The organism is Labilithrix luteola (genome assembly GCF_001263205.1).
In the GTDB taxonomy this organism is placed as follows: domain Bacteria; phylum Myxococcota_A; class Polyangia; order Polyangiales; family Polyangiaceae; genus Labilithrix; species Labilithrix luteola.
Genome location: NZ_CP012333.1, coordinates 626,025 through 646,639 on the forward strand (window position 1 = coordinate 626,025; position 20,615 = coordinate 646,639).

The 20,615-nt window shown below is 64.8% G+C and carries 22 protein-coding genes and 5 tRNA genes; 8 read left to right on the plus strand and 19 right to left on the minus strand.

What is annotated here, in order from left to right; genetic code table 11:
* Nucleotides 1-37: 37 nt before the first annotated feature.
* The 13 genes from rplJ to AKJ09_RS02955 all read right to left on the minus strand — a co-directional run bounded on the left by rplJ (nucleotide 38) and on the right by AKJ09_RS02955 (nucleotide 7,260).
* Entirely contained in the window at nucleotides 38-589 is a 552-nt protein-coding gene (gene rplJ, locus AKJ09_RS02895; protein ID WP_146645650.1) for a 50S ribosomal protein L10, read from the minus strand.
* A 3-nt stretch (nucleotides 590-592) separates the two neighbouring features.
* On the minus strand, nucleotides 593-1,303 hold the full coding sequence (rplA, locus tag AKJ09_RS02900; RefSeq protein WP_146645651.1) for a 50S ribosomal protein L1: 711 nt from the start codon (nucleotides 1,301-1,303) through the stop codon (nucleotides 593-595).
* A 278-nt stretch (nucleotides 1,304-1,581) separates the two neighbouring features.
* Complete coding sequence (gene rplK, locus AKJ09_RS02905; protein WP_146645652.1) at nucleotides 1,582-2,022, minus strand: 50S ribosomal protein L11; 441 nt, start codon at nucleotides 2,020-2,022, stop codon at nucleotides 1,582-1,584.
* Between the two features lie 294 nt (nucleotides 2,023-2,316).
* On the minus strand, nucleotides 2,317-2,850 hold the full coding sequence (gene nusG, locus AKJ09_RS02910) for a transcription termination/antitermination protein NusG (protein WP_146645653.1): 534 nt from the start codon (nucleotides 2,848-2,850) through the stop codon (nucleotides 2,317-2,319).
* Nucleotides 2,851-2,946: 96 nt separating this feature from the next.
* Entirely contained in the window at nucleotides 2,947-3,519 is a 573-nt protein-coding gene (gene secE, locus AKJ09_RS54105; RefSeq protein WP_205633579.1) for a preprotein translocase subunit SecE, read from the minus strand.
* Nucleotides 3,520-3,592: 73 nt separating this feature from the next.
* A tRNA-Trp gene (locus AKJ09_RS02920) sits at nucleotides 3,593-3,665 on the minus strand.
* 119 nt (nucleotides 3,666-3,784) lie between these two features.
* The gene (gene rpmG / locus AKJ09_RS02925; RefSeq protein WP_146645654.1) at nucleotides 3,785-3,937 is read right to left on the minus strand and encodes a 50S ribosomal protein L33; all 153 of its coding nucleotides are present in this window, start codon (nucleotides 3,935-3,937) and stop codon (nucleotides 3,785-3,787) included.
* A 40-nt stretch (nucleotides 3,938-3,977) separates the two neighbouring features.
* Nucleotides 3,978-5,168, minus strand: a complete 1,191-nt coding sequence (gene tuf / locus AKJ09_RS02930; RefSeq protein WP_146645413.1) for an elongation factor Tu — start codon at nucleotides 5,166-5,168, stop codon at nucleotides 3,978-3,980.
* 67 nt (nucleotides 5,169-5,235) lie between these two features.
* Nucleotides 5,236-5,307 (minus strand) — tRNA-Thr (locus tag AKJ09_RS02935).
* Between the two features lie 26 nt (nucleotides 5,308-5,333).
* Nucleotides 5,334-5,406: transfer RNA gene (locus AKJ09_RS02940), tRNA-Gly, on the minus strand.
* Nucleotides 5,407-5,451: 45 nt separating this feature from the next.
* Nucleotides 5,452-5,533 (minus strand) — tRNA-Tyr (locus AKJ09_RS02945).
* Nucleotides 5,534-5,734: 201 nt separating this feature from the next.
* Nucleotides 5,735-5,807, minus strand: a tRNA-Thr gene (locus AKJ09_RS02950).
* Nucleotides 5,808-6,084: 277 nt separating this feature from the next.
* Entirely contained in the window at nucleotides 6,085-7,260 is a 1,176-nt protein-coding gene (locus tag AKJ09_RS02955) for a tetratricopeptide repeat protein (RefSeq protein WP_169927203.1), read from the minus strand.
* A gap of 348 nt (nucleotides 7,261-7,608) precedes the next feature.
* Here AKJ09_RS02955 and AKJ09_RS02960 point away from each other — a divergent pair, with 348 nt between their 5' ends.
* A complete protein-coding gene (locus tag AKJ09_RS02960; RefSeq protein WP_146645656.1) occupies nucleotides 7,609-7,788 on the plus strand; it encodes a DUF465 domain-containing protein in 180 nt (59 codons plus the stop codon).
* 21 nt (nucleotides 7,789-7,809) lie between these two features.
* Here the strand turns inward: AKJ09_RS02960 and AKJ09_RS02965 are convergent, their stop codons facing one another.
* Together AKJ09_RS02965 and AKJ09_RS02970 are read right to left on the minus strand one after the other, a co-directional pair.
* The gene (locus AKJ09_RS02965; RefSeq protein WP_146645657.1) at nucleotides 7,810-8,262 is read right to left on the minus strand and encodes a hypothetical protein; all 453 of its coding nucleotides are present in this window, start codon (nucleotides 8,260-8,262) and stop codon (nucleotides 7,810-7,812) included.
* Entirely contained in the window at nucleotides 8,235-9,641 is a 1,407-nt protein-coding gene (locus AKJ09_RS02970; RefSeq protein ID WP_169927204.1) for a metallophosphoesterase, read from the minus strand. The genes AKJ09_RS02965 and AKJ09_RS02970 overlap by 28 nt, the downstream gene beginning before the upstream one ends.
* 236 nt (nucleotides 9,642-9,877) lie before the next feature.
* Between AKJ09_RS02970 and AKJ09_RS02975 the strand changes: the two genes are divergently transcribed.
* Nucleotides 9,878-11,974 carry a serine/threonine protein kinase gene (locus AKJ09_RS02975; protein WP_169927205.1) on the plus strand — a complete coding sequence of 699 codons (2,097 nt, stop codon included), beginning with the start codon at nucleotides 9,878-9,880 and terminating at the stop codon, nucleotides 11,972-11,974.
* Nucleotides 11,975-12,374: 400 nt separating this feature from the next.
* On the opposite strand, the gene AKJ09_RS02980 is transcribed toward AKJ09_RS02975, so the two are convergent.
* Together AKJ09_RS02980 and AKJ09_RS02985 are read right to left on the minus strand one after the other, a co-directional pair.
* Nucleotides 12,375-13,586 (minus strand): sensor histidine kinase, encoded by a 1,212-nt coding sequence (locus AKJ09_RS02980; RefSeq protein ID WP_205633580.1) that lies wholly within the window; start codon nucleotides 13,584-13,586, stop codon nucleotides 12,375-12,377.
* A gap of 210 nt (nucleotides 13,587-13,796) precedes the next feature.
* Nucleotides 13,797-15,290 (minus strand): serine/threonine-protein kinase, encoded by a 1,494-nt coding sequence (locus tag AKJ09_RS02985; protein WP_146645661.1) that lies wholly within the window; start codon nucleotides 15,288-15,290, stop codon nucleotides 13,797-13,799.
* Nucleotides 15,291-15,515: 225 nt separating this feature from the next.
* Here AKJ09_RS02985 and AKJ09_RS02990 point away from each other — a divergent pair, with 225 nt between their 5' ends.
* From AKJ09_RS02990 to AKJ09_RS03005, 4 genes are all read left to right on the plus strand, one after another.
* On the plus strand, nucleotides 15,516-16,043 hold the full coding sequence (locus tag AKJ09_RS02990; RefSeq protein ID WP_146645662.1) for a hypothetical protein: 528 nt from the start codon (nucleotides 15,516-15,518) through the stop codon (nucleotides 16,041-16,043).
* Between the two features lie 108 nt (nucleotides 16,044-16,151).
* Nucleotides 16,152-16,529: a DUF4398 domain-containing protein gene (locus AKJ09_RS02995; RefSeq protein ID WP_169927206.1), complete on the plus strand. Its 378-nt coding sequence runs from the start codon at nucleotides 16,152-16,154 to the stop codon at nucleotides 16,527-16,529.
* A gap of 41 nt (nucleotides 16,530-16,570) precedes the next feature.
* Nucleotides 16,571-17,443 carry an OmpA family protein gene (locus tag AKJ09_RS03000; RefSeq protein WP_146645664.1) on the plus strand — a complete coding sequence of 291 codons (873 nt, stop codon included), beginning with the start codon at nucleotides 16,571-16,573 and terminating at the stop codon, nucleotides 17,441-17,443.
* A 202-nt stretch (nucleotides 17,444-17,645) separates the two neighbouring features.
* A complete protein-coding gene (locus AKJ09_RS03005; RefSeq protein WP_146645665.1) occupies nucleotides 17,646-18,017 on the plus strand; it encodes a hypothetical protein in 372 nt (123 codons plus the stop codon).
* Here the strand turns inward: AKJ09_RS03005 and AKJ09_RS03010 are convergent.
* Entirely contained in the window at nucleotides 18,007-18,744 is a 738-nt protein-coding gene (locus AKJ09_RS03010; RefSeq protein ID WP_169927207.1) for an endonuclease/exonuclease/phosphatase family protein, read from the minus strand. The genes AKJ09_RS03005 and AKJ09_RS03010 overlap by 11 nt on opposite strands.
* A gap of 134 nt (nucleotides 18,745-18,878) precedes the next feature.
* Between AKJ09_RS03010 and AKJ09_RS03015 the strand changes: the two genes are divergently transcribed.
* Nucleotides 18,879-19,121 carry a hypothetical protein gene (locus tag AKJ09_RS03015; protein WP_146645667.1) on the plus strand — a complete coding sequence of 81 codons (243 nt, stop codon included), beginning with the start codon at nucleotides 18,879-18,881 and terminating at the stop codon, nucleotides 19,119-19,121.
* A complete protein-coding gene (locus tag AKJ09_RS03020) occupies nucleotides 19,118-20,071 on the plus strand; it encodes a YihY/virulence factor BrkB family protein (RefSeq protein ID WP_146645668.1) in 954 nt (317 codons plus the stop codon). The genes AKJ09_RS03015 and AKJ09_RS03020 overlap by 4 nt, the downstream gene beginning before the upstream one ends.
* Here the strand turns inward: AKJ09_RS03020 and AKJ09_RS03025 are convergent.
* Nucleotides 19,989-20,603, minus strand: coding sequence for a hypothetical protein (locus tag AKJ09_RS03025; protein ID WP_146645669.1), 615 nt, complete (start codon nucleotides 20,601-20,603; stop codon nucleotides 19,989-19,991). The genes AKJ09_RS03020 and AKJ09_RS03025 overlap by 83 nt on opposite strands.
* Nucleotides 20,604-20,615 lie beyond the last annotated feature (12 nt).

The window sequence follows — 20,615 nt, forward strand, 5'->3', positions numbered from 1 at the left end:
TCTTGTTACCGAGCGAGAAGACCGAGCCGGCGCAGCGTCACTTGTTCCCCTCCGCCTCCTTGGCGGCGAGGACGTAGACGAAGTTCTGCGCAGGGGCGTTGAGCAGTGCGACGAACTGCTGAAGCGGCGCTTGGAGCGTCGCGAGCAGCTTGGCGCGAAGCTCGTCCTTGCCGGGCATCGTCGCGAGTTGGTCCTCGACCGCTTTCGCGTCGAGCACCGCGCCGTCGATGAGGCCTGCCTTGACTTGGAGCTTCTGACCCGCGTCGCCCTGATCCTTCTTGAAGGACTTGACGACCTTGGCCGCTGCCGAGGGATCCTCGTAGCTCCACGCGATACCGGTCATGCCGGTAAGCGCGCTGTCGAGGCTCTTGGCGTACGCCTGGTCCTTGAGCGCTTGCTTGACAAGCGTGTTCTTGACGACCTTGTACTCGACTCCTGCCTTGCGGAAGGAAGCGCGCAACGTGGTCGCCTGTGCCACGGTCATCCCCTTGTAATCAAGGAAGACGGCCGAGGTCATCTTGTCGAACTTGCCCTTGACCTCGCCAATGAGAGCGGACTTGCCTTCACGGGTCGATGTTGAGGTCGCCATCGATCAGCCCTCCTCGCCGCCGGCGATGAACTGGCCGGGGTCGATCTTGATGCCGGGGCCCATGGTCGAGCTGACGGTGATGCTGCGGATGTACGCGCCCTTGGCCGTCGAAGGCTTGGCGCGCACGAGCGCGTTGATCAGCGCCTTGGCGTTGTCCGAAAGAGCGCCTTCGGCGAACGAGGCCTTGCCGATACGGGCGTGGACGATGCCAGCCTTCTCGACGCGGTACTCGATCTTGCCGCCTTTGGCTTCTCGAACGGCGTTGCCAATGTCGAACGTGACCGTTCCGACCTTGGGGTTCGGCATGAGTCCGCGGGGGCCGAGGACGCGACCGAGCTTACCGACGGCGCCCATCATGTCGGGCGTCGCGATAACGCGATCGAAGTCCATGAAGCCTTCCGAGACCTTCGCCACCATGTCGTCGCTACCGGCGAAATCGGCGCCTGCCTCACGGGCCTCGCGCTCCTTCTCACCCTTAGCGAACACGAGCACGCGAACCGTTTGACCGGTGCCGTGCGGGAGGACCAGCGCGCCGCGGACCATCTGGTCAGCGTGCTTGGGGTTGACACCCAAGCGGACGGCGAGGTCCACCGTCTCGTCGAATTTGGCAAACTTCGCCTTCTTTACGAGGGCGCAGGCCTCTTCGACCGTGTATTTGCGCGAACGATCGACTGTCTCGTCGACCTTCGTGCGATTCTTCGACAACTTCGGCATTCTCCTCCTTTTCGGCCGTTCCCCTCCTCGCAGAGGCTTGGAGAGTGAAAGGCCTCCCACCGTGATTCCGCGCTCCTTTCGAAGGAACGAGGACGGTGGTTCGTGAGGTTTCTACGGAGAGGACGCGGGAACCATTCGCCGCGTCCGAGAGTCTTGGCGCTTCGAGTCTTCGATACGAGTGCCTCGCGTTCGAGCGGCGCCCCTCGTCAGCTCTCGATCTATCGATCGCGAGGAGAACGAAGGTCGCTGAACGAGGCAGAGCTTCGAAGCGCGGAGAATCAGGCGACGACGTCGATGCCCATCGAGCGGGCCGTACCCTTGACGGTACGGATGGCCGACTCGAGGTCCGTCGTGTTCATTTCCTTCATCTTCTGCGTCGCGAGGTCGCGGACCTGCTTCTCGGTCACCTGGCCGACCTTGTTCTTGTTCGGCTCCTTGGAGCCCGAACCCGGCTTCTTCGCCGTCGCGAGGCCGGCGGCCTTCTTGAGGAGGACGGCGACCGGCGGCTCCTTGAGGATGAAGGAGAACGAGCGGTCCGCGTAGACCGTGATGACGACGGGGATGATCATGTCCCCGCCCTGGGTCTTCGCGTTGAACTCCTTGCAGAACCCCATGATGTTGACGCCGTGCTGGCCGAGCGCGGGGCCGACCGGGGGCGCGGGGTTCGCCTTGCCGGCGGGGAGCTGGAGCTTGATGGTTCCGGTAACTTTCTTCGCCATGGCTTCTTCTCTTGCTCCTACGGGGGTCCGCTACGCGCTCACTCGGTCGTAGGGGGTACCTTCGACCTGAAAAACTAGAACGTGCGGGCCGTAGTTCGATCGCAGGGGCGGTCCGAGCTCACGCTCGGTCGCGGTAAAACGGAAAACAGAAACAGGGAGAGAGCGAGAAAAAAGGGACAGAATTCTCTGTCGGTGCGGCTCGCGGGCGCCCTCGCTTACCGCGAACCACCGAAAAATCAAGCCCTTTTTCCATGAGCTCCACGAGAGCTCGGAAAAACAGGGGTTCTGTGAACGCTACGCGCGCTTCTCGACCTGGGAGAAGTCGAGTTCGACAGGCGTCGCACGGCCGAAGATCGAGACCTTGACCTTGAGCTTCTGCTTGTCCGGCTTGACCTCTTCGACTGTGCCGGAGAAGTTCGCGAACGCGCCTTCGATCACGCGGATCTCGTCGCCCACGTCGAAGTTGACGCGCGGCTTCGGCTTGACCGCACCCTCGACGACGCGACGGCGCTGATCTTCGATCTCCTGCGGGCGAACTTCCTGCGGACGCTGGTTACCGATGAAGCCGGTGACCTTCGGGGTGTCCTTGACGAGGTGCCAGGCTTCCTCGCTCATCTCCATCTCGACGAAGATGTAGCCGGGAAGGCTCGTCTTCTGACGGATGCGGGACTTGCCGTTGGCGCCCGTCTCCTGGACGGTTTCGGTCGGGATGAGGATCTCGCCGAACTGGGCGTCCTTCCCGTGCTCCTTGATGCGCTGGAGCAGGGACTCTTTGACCTTGTTCTCGAATCCCGAGTAGGTCTGAATGACGTACCACTTCTTGGCCATGAGACGACTCCGCCGGAACCTCTAGCACGTGGGCCGCGCTTGATCGCGCCTTCTATACTACCGGCTGGCGCGGTCCCACACCCCTTACCCCGAAAATCAGAAGCTGTAGATCTTGTCCGTCACGTACTTCCAGAACTGGTCCATGAGGGCGAAGAAGACCGTGGCGAACAGCGTGGTCAGGATCACGACCGTGGTCGAGTTCCAGACTTCCTTCCGGCTGGGCCAGGTAACCTTCGACAGCTCCTCCGCGACCTCGTTCGCGTACTGACGAGCCGACGGCTTGCGCCAGTAGTAGAGCGCGACGAGCACGCCCACCACGGCTGCGACGGTGTAGACAATCTCGTCCTTGGGCTCGCCGAACTCCGGCTTCCACTGCCCAAGGCGGTACCAGCTGACGTGACCGATCTTCGCGACGAGGAACGCCACGAGCATCGCGCCGGCCATATAGGCCGCGTACACGAAACGCTGGTAGCCGAGCTGGAGGGCCATAGCCCCCTCCTCGTCATGATCGTGCGCGGCAGCCGCTTCGGCCTCAGCCTCTGCATCATCCTGACCCGACGAACGAGCCAGCGCAGACGGAGCTTCCGAACCCGAAGAAGAAGCCGCCTCATCCGCGTCTTCGTCCGCGGTGGGTTCCTCGGCTTTCTTGAGATCCTCTTCGGTGGACATTGGAACGTTGCTCCTACGAGCTCCTAATGCATGCCGGACTTCGTGCCAAGGCCGGCGGGTGAGCTGTACTTTGCAGGGGCTGGGGGACTCGAACCCACGACCTGCGGATTTGGAATCCGCTGCTCTACCAACTGAGCTAAACCCCTAACTCGCGGCCCGCGCCAGAGATTCCTTTCGGAGGTCTCATGAAGCGCGGGCCGGTTCGTCTCGTAACTACTGCTTTGCTGCTTGGTAGCTCACCAGCTTGGGAGCCGGCGCTACCCCATCACTTCGTCTCTTTGTGAACCGTGTGCTTCTTGCACGTCGGGCAGAACTTCTTGAGCTCAAGCTGCCCCTGCTGCTCCTTCTTGCGCGTCGTCCGGTAGTTCCGGGTCTCGCACTCGGTGCAGCAGAGAGCAATCTCGATTCGTTCGGCCACGCCGGTCACCCGTTGCAGGTCGTCTTGTTCGACGACAAGCTTATTCGATGACCTTGGTGACGATGCCGGCGCCGACGGTGCGGCCGCCTTCGCGGATCGCGAAGCGCATCTGCTCTTCGATACCGACCGGCGTGATGAGCTCGATCGTCATCGTGATGTTGTCGCCCGGCATGACCATCTTCGTGCCCTCGGGCAGCTGGCAGGTGCCGGTCACGTCCGTCGTGCGCATGTAGAACTGCGGACGGTAGTTCGTGAAGAACGGCGTGTGACGGCCGCCCTCTTCCTTCTTGAGGACGTAAACTTCGCCCTCGAACTTCTTGTGCGTCTTCACCGAGCCGGGCTTGGCAAGGATCTGACCGCGCTCGACATCGTTCTTTTCGATGCCGCGGAGGAGAACGCCGACGTTGTCACCCGCGCGGCCCTCGTCGAGCAGCTTGCGGAACATTTCGACGCCCGTGACCGTGGTCTTGCGGGTCTCGCGGAAGCCGAGGATCTCGACTTCTTCGCCCGTCTTCACGATGCCACGCTCGATACGGCCGGTGACGACCGTGCCGCGGCCCTTGATCGAGAACACGTCCTCGATCGCCATGAGGAAGGGCTTGTCCGTGTCACGGACCGGCTCAGGAATCTGCTCGTCGAGGGCGGCAATGAGGTTGCCGATCGACTCTTCCCACTTCGGCTCGCCGTTGAGCGCCGGGAAGGCGGCGACCTGAACGACCTTCGCCGTGTCGCCGGGGAACTTGTTCTTCGAGAGGAGCTCGCGGACTTCCATCTCGACGAGGTCGAGCATCTCCGCGTCCTCGACGGCGTCGCACTTGTTGAGCGCGACGACGAGGTGCTGGAGACCGACCTGGCGAGCGAGGAGAACGTGCTCACGCGTCTGCGGCATGACCGAGTCGAGCGCGCTGACGACGAGGATCGCGCCGTCCATCTGCGCGGCGCCCGTGATCATGTTCTTGATGTAGTCGGCGTGGCCGGGGCAGTCGACGTGCGCGTAGTGGCGCGTCGGGCTCTCGTACTCGACGTGCGAGACGGCGATGGTGACCGTCTTCGTGGCGTCGCGGACCGTTCCGCCCTTCGCGATGTCGGCGTAGCTGATCGCCTTCGCGAGACCCTTCTTCGACTGCACCTTGACGAGGGCGGCCGTCAGCGTCGTCTTGCCGTGGTCGATGTGACCGATGGTGCCGACGTTGACGTGGGGCTTGCTACGCGTGAATTTCTCTTTGGCCATCTTCGACTCTCCATAACCCTCACGCGCTTTCAGAGAGCTACGGGAGGGGATTTCGGGCCGGCTTTTGAGCCCACCACGGGGCTTGAACCCGTGACCTCTTCCTTACCAAGGAAGTGCTCTACCACTGAGCTAGGTGGGCAACCGGGAGCAGGCGAACCTGCCCTGAGCGGGAAACCGGGTTCGAACCGGCGACATTCAGCTTGGAAGGCTGACGCTCTACCAACTGAGCTATTCCCGCGAGACTAAGAACGCTTACGGCTGCTGGTAACGATGCTGTTGAGGGTGGAGGGTGTTGGATTCGAACCAACGAAGGCATAGCCGGCAGATTTACAGTCTGCTCCCTTTGGCCACTCGGGCAACCCTCCGTGACAACAGCATAAATTTGCAAAGATCAGAAACTACGAGCGCTCGCTCACGCGGCTGCCATCCGGTGCCGCGTACACTTCAACGAAGTGCGCGCCACCTGTTAGCGAAACGTGAACCGAGAAGAAACCAAGAAAAGAACGGACACGAAGAAGTTCGCACGCGAGCCGGAGAGGCGAGTCACAAAGCGAGGCCCAAGGCTGAGCTAGCGAGGGGACTTGAACCCCTAACCGCCTGTTTACAAAACAGGTGCTCTACCGATTGAGCTACGCCAGCGACATAGCGAGAGAACAGCCTGAACCACCTGAAAAGCGTCTCCGGGCCTTCAAGACAACCAAGCCCGAGAGATTCTTCCCTGGAGGGACAGGGGCGCGGAGATTAGCTCACGTTGAGCCTTCGCGCAAGCAAGAGAAGAGCCAGAAAGTTCAGGCTTTTCTTTGCACCCCATCACGAGCCCCTGCCGCGACTGCCGCGAGCAGTGGGATCGTCATGACGCGCGGTGCCGCCATAGCACACCTTTTGCCGCGCACGCGCCTACGAGAGAAAATTCTCCTCACTTCGTTTTGGCCGCCGCGCGCGCCTGCTGGTCCTGAGCCTTCTTTTTCAGGATGTCGAGCGCCTTCTCGACCTCTGCTTCCGTGTAGGGGAGCTTTGCGAGTTGCGCCTTCTCGTCCTCGAGCGCATTCTCCATCTCGTCTTTCGCTTCCTTGGCGCGCGCCATCCAGGCCGACGCAGCGCCGGTGCGCTCCCCTAGCCCCAACGTGCGCTTCATCATCTCGATGCCCTTGTCGAGCAGCGCGCGGTAGCGGACGTGCATGATCGCGTAGAAGAGTTGCTTGTCGCTCTCGGTCTTGGCCGTGACCGGCGCAGGCAGCCGCATCAACTCCTGATGCAGCTGCCGATACATCTCACCGACGCGATAGCCGCTCATCGCTGCCCACAGCGGATCGATCGAACGAATCGCATCCGCGTACGCATTCTGCGCGTCGAGCAAGCCCGCACATCGCGCTTCGAGCTTGAGCACGAAGTCCGTGCCCGGAGGATCGAGCGAGATCTTCTCCGAACGGAGCTTGCGGAGCTCGCCGTGCGCGTACTTCAGCATGGCCGCAGCGACGGGCAGCTGGCCCGTGGCGCCGTACCGATACTCGTCGACGAGATCGAGTCCGTCCTGGATGTCGTGCGAGCCACCGTTCTCGTCTTTCGCCTGCACGCGCGAGAGCCCGCGCGCGCCGAGGCCGAGCATGCGGTCCGCAGGTTCGAGATTCGGTCGAGCGAGGATCATCTCGCCTGCCTCGCCGAGTGCCGCCCAATCCTCGAGGTACGCATCGAGCGAGACCTCGCGCGCGAGGGCGTTGCGTGCATTCGGGTCGTTCGGGAATCGACGCACGATTTCGCGGAAACGCGCGCGCGCTTTCTCGCGGTCGCCAAGCCCCTCGTAAGCGACGGCGAGATCGTAGAGCAGCCCGGGATTGTTCGCGGCTTCGGCGTCGCCCGCGAGCACCGCTTCGAACGCGTCGACGGCCTCCTGCCACTTTTGCGCGAGCAGCGCGGCCTCACCCTTGGCGATGAGCTCCTTCGCGGTCCCCTCCGCGCGTGTTCCGAGGATCACGTTCGAGGCAGCCACCGTCTTCGGTGCTGGGGTCGTGGCCTGGGATCCACCTCCACATCCAGCGAGAACGGAAAGCGCAAGCCCGACCGAGGCGAGCAAGACAAGCGCGCGAGATTGCATGACTGGCAGGTTAGACGCCGCGAGCGACGTCGAGTTCCTGAGTTGAACGGTGCCGTTTCGGGTCGCGTCAGACATGGGTGCACACGTGGTCGTGCTTCGCACAATCGGTCGGAAAAATAGGCCTGCCATGACGAATTTGAAGGTGGCGGAGTCTGGCGGGAATGAGACCGGGTGCTAACACGTAGCCGCTTCGTGGCGGACACGAGATGGACGCAGGCGAAGTTTCACGAGGAAGCAGAGAAACGCCAAAACGTCGAACCACGAACGACGAGCGCTCGCAGAGAGCGTGCGTTCGCGCGAATCGCAAACGTCGTCCGTCTGTCGCCGCCATCGTTCGAAGGAGGCCTCATGAACCTGGATCGTCTCAGTGAGCGAGATCTCGAAACGCAGGCTCGCGAAGTGGAGCACCGGATCAAGAAGCTCGAGCACCGGCCGCGCCCCACACCTTCCGAGCAGCGACTCGCCACAGAGCTGAAGAAGGTACGATTGAAGGTGAAAGATCGCCTCGTCACCCTTCGCAGAAGCTGAGTCGCAGCGTTCTCGCTCGCTCTAGTTCGACGGACGCGCGGTGTCGCTCGCCTCGCCCGGCCGCTGTGAGGCCGCGAGAGCTTTGAGCCCGCCCTCCTGCACGATCCCATTCATCTCCTCGAGAGCTTCGCTCGTGCGTGCCCGCCAATCGGCAGGGAGCACACCGGGCGAAGCTTCCTCGTAAGCCTTGGCGAGTGCCAGCCAGTGTCGGGCGTCGACGCGATAGCCCATCCGGTAGTCGGTCATTCCCCGCAGATAGGCGTAGTGCGCACGCTCGGACGGCGTCAGCCGCGTGAGATCGATCTCCATATTGCGGAGCAGCGCAAGGGCACGCTCGTGATCGTTCTGCTCGAAGGCCACTTGGCTTCGCGCGAGCTGATCGCGATACGTCGCGCACGCCGGCAGCGTGACCGCGCACGCGAGCGCGAGCGCGAACGAACCACGAATCAGGAGCGAGGCGGGCGCGAGGCGCATGCGCGGAGTATCGCATGCCTCGTCCGCCGCCGACGACAGAAGAGGAGCGCGATGCCCAGGCCGCCGCCGACGAGTGCGAGCGGCTCGTGCGACGCGGAATCGCCGACGACTCGACATCCACAGCGCGACGTGGACGGCGCCGACTTCTCGGTGGCCGGAGGGGCCGGAGCGCTCTGGGTCCCCGTGGGTTCGCGCGCCTTGTCGGACTCCGGTCGCTTCGACGAGGCCGGCTCGAGGCGCTCACCATCGCAATCCCACGTCGCGCCGTTCGACTCCTTCACGAGTCCGCATCGCTCGATCGTCGAGCCGTCGACGCGCTCGGCAGATAGACGCAGCGCGCTCGGCGTCGCTTCCACTTCGACGAAATGGTGCACCGATTCGGCGCGGCGCGCCGACGGCGAACGCGAGCGGATCCGATAGAGCGGGGCGCCGCCGCCGCCCGAGATCACGTAAGCAAGGCCGTCCGCGAAGCCGCGCTCGTAGATGTGATCGTGCCCCGCCACGATGAGGTCGACTTTGTGGGCGCGAAGGAGCGCAGGGATCTTGGCATCGAGCAGGCGCGCGTTGTTTCCGTGCGGCCCACTCGACCAAGGGCTGTGATGCACGACGACGATGCGCCAGACGAGACCGGGCTCGGAGTCGGCTTCTTTCAGCGCATTCTCGAGCCAGGAGCGCGCACGCCCCGGCCCGTAGTTCACCATGCCGTTGATCATGAAGAAGCGCGCGCTGCCCCAACGGTGTGTCGACGCGAGCTCGTCGACCGTGGCCGGCTTCGCCGGACCGAAGTAGCGCACCCACTCGGTCCCCGCGCCATCGGTAAGCTCGTGATTGCCCACAGCGGAAAGAAGGCATCGATCACGAAGGAGCGGTGCTTCGACGTCGAAGAATCCCTGCCATTGTTCCTTCGACGCGCCGTTCTCGACGAAGTCCCCCGAGTGGACGAGGAGATCCGTCGGATGGCGAGCGATGGCAGCGACGACCGCCGCATGCCCTGCGTCGTCCGTCCGGTTGTCGCCGTACACGATGAAACGGAACGATGCGGAAGCGTCGTCGCGCGGAGCGGTCGTGAAGGCGAAAGGCCGTTCGACGTCCCCGACGCGAAGCTTGGCGGCGTACCGGCTCCCGGGCTCGAGTCCGTCGAGGGGAATGACGTGGAGCGATGAAGCAGTGCTCTCGACGACGCGATGCGTAGGCATCTCGAGCTCGACCTTGACCGGCTGGGCCGGTTGGACCTCCACGCGAATCTCCGCGGTCGACGCCGTGACCCGCTGCACCCAGGGGCCCTTCGTGACCCCGGCAGCCCAGGCGCTCGTGGGCGACGCCGTCGCGGCCGCCGCCGCGAGGAGACACGTCGCGAGGGTGGTAAGCGCCGTTCGCATCGCTCTAGGAATGCAACGAATACACCATCTTACCATCGGGCGTTTCGCGCACGTGCACCCGGGCAATCGAGCGCAGGTGCATGGCGGCCGAGGCGGCCGAGGGGCTCAACGCAACAAAACTTCACGAAGTGGGTCGATGGTGGCCCGGGCCTGGGTCCGGAGCGGGCGCGTTGAGACTGCGTCTCCGGGACGTCGGCGGATTGACCGTAACCAAGCAGCAGACTAGCTTTTTCGCGATGTCCCAGGCGCCTCCGTCGCACCCGATTCTGCCGCCGAACGGCGTCGGTAGCGATGTGCACGGTGCGCGCGGTGTACCCGGATCCGAGCGCCACATGGCGATTGCCCATCCGAATGCCGATCCGAGCATGGCGGGTCTCCCGTATCGCTTCGGCAAGTACACGCTCATTCGCAAACTGGCGATGGGCGGGATGGCGGAACTCTTCCTCGCCATCCAGAAGAGCGTCGCGGGCTTCGAGAAGCTGCTCGTCATCAAGCGCATCCTGCCGTCGATGAACCAGGACCGCGCGTTCATCGACATGCTTCTGCACGAGGCACGCATCGCGGCGACGCTCTCGCATCCGAACATCGTCCAGATCTTCGACGTCGGTCAGGCCGACGGTCAGTACTTCATCGCGATGGAGCACGTCCACGGGGAGGACCTGCGCTCGATCGTTCGGCAGATGAAGAAGAAGAACGTGTTCGAGTTCCCCATCGAACACGCGCTCGCGATCGTCCTCGGCATGTGCTCGGGCCTCGCCTACGCCCACGAGCGCCGCGACTTCGACGGCAGCCCGCTCAACATCGTCCACCGCGACATCTCCCCGCAGAACGTCGTCGTCACGTTCACGGGCGACGTGAAGATCGTCGACTTCGGAATCGCCAAGAGCGACAACCGGTCAGGCGAGAACACGAAGAGCGGCAAGCTCAAAGGCAAGGTCCCGTACATGTCGCCCGAGCAGGCGCGGGGCGAGCCTGTCGACGCGCGCAGCGACGTGTTCGCCACCGGCGTCATGCTCTTCGAGCTCACGACGGGCAAGCGCCTCTTCAAGGGGCAGAGCGAGTACGAGACGCTTCGACTCATCTGCGAGCGCGACTACCCGCGCCCCACCGACGTTCGCGAAGACTATCCCGCCGATCTCGAGCCCATCGTCATGAAGGCGCTCGCGAAGGACAAGGACGAGCGCTACCAGAGCGCGCGCGAGATGCAGGCGGACATCGAAGCGTTCGTCCGTCGCCACCAGATCGCCGTCTCCACCATCGCGCTCAACCAGTTCATGCAGGGCCTCTTCGAAGAGAAGCTCGCTCTGCAGAAGGAAGCGTTGCTACAGGGCAAGCAGCTCGCGGACATCATCGAGATGCAGCACGCGCTGTCGTCGCCGCCGGACGACGTCGACGCGAGCGGCCTCTCACGCGCCGCGAGCACGCTCAGCATGCCGGCGGCGGCCCGCACCGTCACCGACCTTCCTGCGGCTCGCCCGCGCAAGGGAACGCTCGCCGCCGCCATCGCAGCGTTCACCGCCCTCGCCGCCGTGTCGGGTGGTGCGGGCTACTTGCTGGTGAAGAAGAAAGACGCCAGCACCGACGACGCGAGGCCCGCGCAGGGCACTGCGGCGACGGTGATGAAGGGCGCGGTCACGATCGAAAGCGATCCGCCGGGCGCGTCCATCTGGCTGAACGGCGATCTCCGCCCCGAGGTCACGCCCGCCACGATCGCGCAGCTTCCCACCGGCGTGCCGCTCGACGTGAAGCTCACGATGGACGGCTTCGAGCAGGCCAAGCAACAGCTCGCTCTGAAAGACGGCGCGGCGGGCAACGTTCGCCTCACGCTGAAAAAGGGCTCCGCGGTCGTCGACGTGAAGGTCCTGCCGGAGGCCGCCCTGCAGGGCGCGTCGTTCGCGATCGACGGCAAGCCTGTGCCGGGGCCACGCATCGAAGGAATTACGTCCGGCGTTGCCCACAAGCTCTCCGTGAGCGCTCCGGGCTACGCGGATCATACGATCACATTCAGCGGCTCCCCTTTCGAGACCACGCACCTCGACGTGAGCCTCGAGAAGGCCGCCGACCCTCGCCACGGCACCGTCGTGCGCCCCATCGCCCCGCCTGCCCCTCAACCGGCGGCCGCGGCTGGCAAAGGCAAGCTGAACGTCGGTGCGTCGGGCGGTTGGTGCAACGTGTCGATCGACGGCACCCCCAGCGGAGCGACGCCCGTCGCTGGCGTCGAGCTCGCCGCCGGTCCTCACAAAATCACGTGCACGACGGCCGACGGAAAAACACAGACCGCAACGGTCAGCGTCGTCGCCGACGGCACCGCCCGCCACAAATTCAATCTCTAGTAGGGGGCTTTGCCCCCCTCAAAACCTCCGGTTTTGAGCCTCCCCCCGGGTGCACGCGGCGCGTCGCCTCCGGCGCGTCGCGCTGGAGCGCGACGAAGAACACGCCGCTCACGTTGTGGCGACCTGCTGGCCTCTTGGTTTCGCTATTTGCGACCCTACCCCCGGCTGCACGCGGCGCGTCGCCTCCGGCGCGTCGCGCTGGAGCGCGACGAAGAACACGCCGCTCACGTTGTGGCGACCTGCGGGCCTCTTGGTCTCGCTATTCGCGACCGGCCAGTGCTTCTACCTCCTCCCTGACCTCGTCGCCGCGCCACAAAGAGCCCGCGTGGCGACCGGCAAGCCTCTCGGTCGATTGGCGAAGCGCCAGTTGTTGCTCCTCTCCGGCGAGCACGACGAAGACTCACCGCGTCCGATGAACGACGTGGACACCGGAGGGCTTCTCCGAGGGGATGCCGTCCGCTCGTGGAAGCGTGAAGGTCACGCTGGTTCCCTTCCCGAGCTCGCTCTCGATCCAGATCCGTCCGCCGTGCGCTTCGACGAAGGCCTTGGCGATGGCCAGTCCGAGTCCGGTGCTTCCGTCTTCCTCGTGACCGGATCGGAAGCGCTCGAAGACGTGCGGGAGCTCCGAAGGAGAAATGCCGACGCCGGCATCCATCACGCGAAGGGCGATGGCGCCCGACACGACGTCGGCCGAGAGTGTGATGTGCTTGCCCGCGCGCGTGAACTTCAAGCTGTTGCCCACCAGGTTGGCGAGCACGCGAAGGATCCGGTCACGGTCGCAATGGACGTTGGGGAGATCCGAAGGGATGGCGCGGAGCAGCGCGATGCGCCGCTTGCGAGCCAAGGGCTCGTACGTGGAGACGGTTTCGTCGATGAGCTCGCGTGGGTCCCACGACTCGACGTGCAGCGAGGAGCCGTCGCTGCGAACGTGCGCGAGGTCGAGAAGATCACGAACGAGGTCGCTCATTCGCTCGGTCGCCCTTCGAGCAGCCTGGAGCGCACGTGAAGAGGGGTCGCCGTCGTCGAGCGGAGTCGCCACGAGGTCGCGCAGCACGGTCGCCACCACGCTCAGTGGTCCGCGCAGGTCGTGTGCGAACGAGGCGAGTGCCTCGTCGCGCCGACCAATCGACATCGCAGCTTCGCGATAGAGCTGACAGGTCCGAATCGCGGCGCCGACCCGACGTCCAAGCTCTTCGAACATCGAGACGTCGCCTGCGACGGGCACGCGAACGAGAACCGCGAGCGTCCCGATCGTGGTGCACCGCGCTACGACTGGAACGACGACGAGGTTTCGTTCCCGGAGGAGAGTCGCGAAGGGATCGAGCGTCGCGGCCATCTCGACGAGGCCCGTTCCCGAATCTTCGCCGGACAAGACGACCGACTCGCCGGTTGCGATGACGCGATCGAAAAGACCGCGCAGGGGCACCGAGAGATCCGGTCCCGGTGCGAGCATCGACCAGTAACGTAGGTCGCGTTGTGCGATGAGGTCGACACTGCACGCCTCTGCTCCTCGGTTGAGGAGGAGGGTGCGAAGACCATCGATCGCTTCGTCGACGTCGAGCGTCGACCCGAGAACCGCACTGACGTCTGCGAGGAGCACGAGCGCCGACATCGCACGCTCACCGAAACGGTCCCTCGCACGCTGCTCGATCTCGTGAGGGCTCAGCATGCTTCGCGGCGACGAAGAGCGATACGCGTGCCACGAGGCAGACGAGCCACTCCGAAGAGTCGCCCCTGCCTCGACGCAGTGCACCCAGTTTCATGCCGCGCCGCGTTCAAACGAGACTTTCGTCCGATGGCTACGCGGGAGCCGACGTCAGATCTACTCTGGCATCGCCGCGAGCGACTCCTTTCGAGGCGTGGCGAAGATCCCCGTCGCGGGTGAGCCTGTGGCAGATCCGGCATCGACCGTGGCGGGCGAACGTCTTCGCGGAGACGCCGCCGGTGCGACGAGCGGGCCGCGTCCGTGCGGCGTCGTGAGCGACGCCTCGTCGTTCGACAGCGCGCGTCGATGACTCGGAGCGATCGAGATCGCCTCTTCTTGTTCGACGGCCCCCTGCGCGACGCGAAGCTCACTCGCCGCACTCTCCACGAGCGAGGGTCGATCGACGACACGGGAAGCGACGATTCCTCCGAGCGTCACACCTGCTGCAAGGAGCAGTATGCCGATGGCGCTCGTGACGAGGATCCCCCGACCGCGAGACTCGAAGCCACGCTCTCGTCGTCGACGCTTGCTCCCCGGTCGCCTCACGGTTGCCGATGCGAGCGTGACCGGCGTTTCGATTCGACGACGATCGAGCACGCGCGAGATTCGCTCGGCGCGCTCACGCGAACGACTCCCACCAAAGGAGGAAAGCGCCCACGCGAGGTCCGCCACCGATTGGAAACGGTCCTTCGGGTCGATTGCCAGGCACTTCGCCACGACGGCGTCGAGCGCCGGCGGGACCTCGCTCCGGACCGCAGACGGACGCGGCGGACGCGAGCGCATGATCTTCATGAAAATCTGCGGAAGCGACTCGCCTGCGTACGGCGGATGACCGACGAGGAGCTCGTAGAGGATCGTGCCGAGCGCCCAGATGTCGGAACGCGCGTCGACCCGATCGGACGCCTCCATCTGCTCGGGCGCCATGTAGCTCGGAGTTCCCAGAACCGTCCCCGGATCGGTCAACGGCGAGAGACCTTCGCGACGCGTCATTCGCGAGATGCCGAAGTCGAGCACCTTGATGCAGGGAGCGTCGTCGACACTTCTCGTGAGAAACAGATTGGCCGGCTTCAGGTCGCGATGAACGATGCCGAGTGCATGGGCCTCGGCGAGCGCATCACATGCCTGCAGAACACACTCTGCAGCGAGAGCTACCGAAACCGTCCCGCAGCGCACGAGCACCGCAGCGAGATCGGCACCCGAGAGGTGCTCCATCACGAGATAGGGCACGCGGGTTCCAGGAAGCTCGCCGACGTCGCGGACGCGAACGACGTGCTCGCTCCGAATGCGTGAGGCCGCGCGCGCCTCTCTTTTCAACCGCACGACATACTCCGGCAGGACCAGCGCCGCGGCCGAGAGGACCTTCAGCGCGACTTCTTGATCGAGCTCGAGATGCGTCGCTCGATACACGACACTCATGCCGCCACGTCCCACCACGCCATCGACGCGGTACTTTCCGCCGATGACATCTCCCGCCACGGGCATGCCCGGCGAGCACTCTTTCGCCGCCGAAGCATCGGTCGACGGCGCCACGACACGAGGTCGCGCCGTCGGGAGGATGTCGTTCAAATCGATGATGGGCAGTTCGGGATCGGCAGTCTTGTTGCGATCCATTGCTGTCTCCCAAGTGTCCGCCAGTCGATGCTCGGCGCGACCTTGTATGACGCGGTGCGAGGAACATGCCGCGAGAGTACGCGCCGCACGTCATGCAATTGGCCAAGGCCCACCTGCGCGCGGATGCGTCGACGGGGCGATCCGCCACGAGCCCGCCGCACCCTTCGGGACGCGAGCTCGAGCACGCCGAACGCTCGTGGTGTGCCGCTTGCAACCGCGAGCGTCGTGGCTCGTCATCCCCTCGCCTGCGTCTTGGTTGGGAGTGCCCTCGCTGTCGCCGCGACGTTCTCCAGCACGTCTGCCCATGCGAAGCCCAAGCTCGGGCTCGACGGCGAAGTCGCCGTACCACTGACGCCCAATCGAGTGTCAACCGGCGGCGGCGGCGCGCTCCGCTTCGGCTACGAGCTCGATGCGGTCTTGCTCACGATCACTCCCGAGGTCGCCGCCGGCTACTACTCACTTGGCGGCGATCTCGCGCCGAAGATGTGGGACGCCGTCGTGGGCGGGCGCTTGGCGGTCGGCGCCCTCGTCCGTGCGGTCCTGTTCGGTCATTTCGGCTACGGGCACGTGAAGAACAACAATGCACCTTCACGCTCTGCGGCGGCCGTCGACGGGGGCCTCGCGCTCGACTTGACCGTGCTGCCGATCATCGACATCGGCGTGCACGCTCAATACCACCTCATCACTGGCAATAGCGACGGCCCCGCCAACGGTTGGCTCGGGCTCGGGCTCCACATACAGATTGCCTTCTGAAACGGCCTGAAGTCGCACGAGCGAGAGCGTTCGCGACAGCGCGAACGTGAGGGCTGCGGCATGAGCGGTGCACTGCGGCGGGGGGTCCGTTCGCGGAGGTCACAGCCCATGAAGACCTCGACACTCGTCATTTGGTTTGGCGCCCTCGCGCTCGCGGCGTGCGCGTCGACGGCTCCACCGACGGGGCGCGTGAACTCGTCGGAGGACGCCGTGCGTTCGGCGCGGGAGCTCGGCGCAGAGCAGGAGCCAACGGCAACGCTTCACCTCGAAGCTGCCGAAGAACAGCTTGCCCATGCGAAGAGGCTCATGGGTCAAGGCCAGAACGAGAAGGCCGCGTGGTTGCTCGCAAGGGCCGAGGCCGACGCCAATCTCTCGATCGCCCTCACGCGCGAGGCGAAGAACAAGCGCGAGGCGCAGGATGCGGAGGTCCAGATCAAGCGTCTGGACGAGACCCAACGCTCACGTGAGCTCGGTCCGGGACCGTGACGAGGTCCTTCGGCAAGGCAGGCGCTCGAAGGAGAGACAACATGATCCGCTTCACGGGTTCCGTCATCACACTCGCACTCGTCACGGCCGTTGGCTGCGCGTCGTCGAAAGCCGTTGCGCCGCCACCCGAGCTTGCCGAGGCCAAAGCGGCCTATGCGCAGGCCGCCAACGGAGCCGCCGCGCAGGTGAACACGGCGGGTCTCTTCGAAGCACGCAAGGCGCTCGACACCGCCGAACAGCGGCAGCAGCAAGAACCGGGCGCCCCCGAGACGCGGGACATGGCCTACATCGCGCTCCGCAAATCCCAGCGCGCAGAGGTCGAAGCACAAGCGGCGATCGCGGAACGCGAGGCCCAACAAGCGGCCGTCACCATCCAGCAGCTCCAGGGTGAGCGCACCGCCGGCAACGAGGCCTCGGCCGAGCTGCGTGCCAAGAGCGAAGCTCAACAACCCAACCTCCAGGAAGAAAAAGACGCCGAACGCGCACGCGGTCTGCGCGCGAAGACGGCGCTCGACAATCTCGGCATCGCGTCGGTGAAACAAGACGAACGAGGCATGGTCATCAACCTCGCCGGCGCCGACCTCTTCGCGATGAACCAATCGAGCCTCTCGTCCGCTGCGCAAGATCGCCTGAAGCCCGTCGCCCGCACGCTTTCGCAGATGCCGGGTCACCCGATCGTGGTCGAGGGATTCACCGACAACACAGGCACCGACGAGCGCAACCTCGAGCTTTCGAAGGCACGCGCCGAATCGGTGCGTGAATACCTCGTGTCGCAAGGAGTCGAAGCGAATCGCATCCGCGCGGAGGGACGCGGCAACACCTCGCCCGTGGCCGGAAACGATACGCCCGAAGGACGCGCCCTGAACCGCCGCGTCGAGATCATCGTCCAAGAAGGCGCGTCGCAGCCGCGCTGACCGAAATGCGCGTAGTCCATGCACGTCCGAGAGCACTCGCCGAGAACCGTAACCGTGGGCCAGCGAGGCCCCTCGTAGCCTTGCGCCACGCGGGAGCGGCACTTCGAGTCTCGCCGTCGCGCCCAGGAGCACGCGTACGAGGCCCGTACGGGCGTGGGAACGCAGCTTGCTGTGCTCAGGCTGCTTCCCAAGGAGAGTCGACATGAACCACCTGCACGGCAACGGCAAGGGAACGAAACGAGTACGCGTTCGTCGCCGCGAGGATGTGAGCCACGTCCTTCGCGATCGCGCAGAGAACGTGCGCGACTTCGTCGAGAGCGTTCGCGACCAGGCGGAGACGACGTTCCGCGACAAGCCCTACATGGTCCCGGTCGCCGCGTGCGCTCTCGGCGTGGGGATCGGCGTGCTGCTCGGCTCGCGCCTGACGCGCTTTCTCGTGTTCTCGACCGTCGGCGCGATCGTCAGCGACGTGTTCGGAGGCGAGCTGAAGCGTCTGTCGCGTGACTTCGTCGACAACCTCCAGCTTCGGCTCGCAGAAGGCGCCGAAGAAGGCGAAGGCGAAGTCACGGATTGAGATCGACGTCGACGACGAGCGGCAAGTGATCGGACGCGCGGCGCGAGAGACCGTTGTAGGGCACGCGAATGGCTCGCACGCGCACGTCCGGTGATACGAAGACGTGGTCCAGTCGCAAGACCGGTAGGCGGCTCGGAAACGTCGCGCGCGGCCGATGCCCGGGAAGCGAACGCTGCGCATCTCGGAGGTGCGCAGCAATCCGACGGTAGGTCGTCGCGTTCGGAACCGCGTTGAGATCCCCGCAGAGGACGCACGGATTGTCGAAATCCGGATTGCCCAGCCACAAGTTCGAGACGAGCTCGAGCGACTGCATCGCCCGCTCGCGACGATGCACTCCGAGATGCGTGCTGAGCACGTCGACCCTGCCGTGTTCGCGCGTGACGCGTGCCCATATCGCGCCGCGCGGCTCAGCCGCCTCGTGAGGCGAAGGAAACGTCGTCACCTTCTTGAGCTCGATGGGGTAGCGGCTCAAGAGAGCGTGGCCGTAGTAGCCGACGCCTCGCCGGAACGTGCGACAAAACAGCAACTGCATACCAAGTCGAGACGCGAGGTCTCGAGCGTGGTGGATACCCTCGTCTTCGTCGGTCTCCGGAGCATCGAGCTCCTGAAGCGCGATGAGATCGGCCTCGGCGTCGGTGCATAGGCGAAGAATCGACGCGATCGAGTCCTTGCCGTCCGTCCCGATGCAACGGTGGACGTTGTAGGTCATGACGCGGAAGCGCGACACGACGGACGAGCGAAGCAGTTTCCGAACCGAGACGACGGCTCGACCGAGTGCGCTGAGGCAGGCGTGCACCTTGCACGCTCGACAACCCTGTTGCGGCGCGGACGCGCCCACCTTAACCATCGGAGAAACGCGCCATGACGGACAAAGCGAAGCCAAACGTCATTCAGGTCAATCAGGGCGACCAGAGCGGCGAAGGGAACTACGACGCCACGCGCCGCTACCGTCAAGGACTCGAGCAGTCGATGCGCGAGGGAAAATCGGAGGAGCTCGCCAAGGAGGCCGAGGAAGCTCTCGAAGGCCCCGAGGGCAAAGCGCTACGCGAGGCCGAAGAAAAGGCTAAGCGCGGGCAGATTCCTGGCGGCGCACCGCGACGATGATCGAGCGGCTCCGGCTCCGCGCTCGCGGCCTGTTTCGTGTGCTCGTCGCGACCGCGGAGCGCTGGACCGAGCTCGAAGGTTTTCGGCGAGGTGCCGCCTTCGCCTACTACGCGACGTTTTCGATCTTTCCGCTGCTTCTTCTCACCGTCACGGTGATTGGCTTCGTCATCGGCAGCGATGAGCCGGCTCGCATACGATTGCTCGACGCCCTGGCCGACGAAGGCACGCCCGTGCGAGCCGTGCTCGATCAAACGCTCTCGGCGATGCAGCAGAGCCACTCCGTCCGCGGGACGTCGGCTGTCATCGGCGCCGGCGCGCTCCTCTTCAGCGCAAGCGGCGCGATGGTGGAACTCGACGTGACGCTCAATTTTATCTGGGGGTTCCCACCGAGGAGGGGCCACGGCGTCGTCGGTACCGCGCGCGCGTTGGTCGAAGAACGCCTCTCGGCCTTCGCCCTCGTCGGCGGCATCGGCCTCACGATGCTCGTGTCGCTGTTCATGAGCTCCGTGCTCGGCGTGCTTGCCCAGCAAGCCCCCGTCATGGCAACGCCGGCGATCCTCCGCACGATGGAGCAAGCCGTGTCGCTCGCCTTGATTTCCGGCGTCCTCGCATGCGCGTTCCACTTCCTACCGCGCTCACGTCCACCGTTCGCCGAGGTCATTGGCGGTGCCGTGCTGACGACGACCATCCTCACCATCGTCAAGACACTGTTCGCGCTCTACTTCGCGCGACTGCCGGGATATTCGGCGTACGGCGTCGCGGGAGGCGTCCTCGCGCTGGCTTTCTGGATCTACGTCTCGAGCCAGATCATCTTCATGGGCGCGACGCTCACGAGCGTCCTTTGTTTGAATCCGGGGCTACTCGACATCACCCCACCCGAGGCGAAGGAGAAGGCGACGGAGACGGAGACGACGTCGGACCGCGCGCAGCAGCCGCGTCGCGAGGGTTGACGTGGCCGTCGAAGTGGAGCGTCAGCTCGAGCGCCGATGAGGTGACGTTCACCTCACCGCCCGTCGGCGCGACGTCCAGCTTCACCTTCGGCGAGAGCTTGTCCGAGAGCGGCCGATGCATCGAGAGCGTCTTCGTGAAGTTCCACACCAGCTTCTTGCGCTGCGAGGTGAGGGCCTCGTTCAAGGTCGGCGCGACGCGCTCGTCGAGGAAGCCGGGCACGTGTTTCAGCTCGAGATTTTCGAGGACCGGATCGAAGGCGAGCACGTACACGCCATCACGCAAAACCACGGAGGGCCTGAGCAAAATTTGCCAGGCCCTGACGGTGATCGGGATCGAAAGTCCCGCTACCTCCCAGCGGAGTTTTGCATCACCTGCGACCCGCAGCCCTGCGCTGGGCACGAGCTCGACGCGTCCTGGCCGTCCCAAGGAGATCATGCGCCGTGGTCGGCGACTGACCTCCACGTCGAGCGGGGTGATCTCACGGATCACCCCGGCGAGATCGTCCTTGGTGATGACCGCGCAGAGCTGCATGCGTCGTCGTCT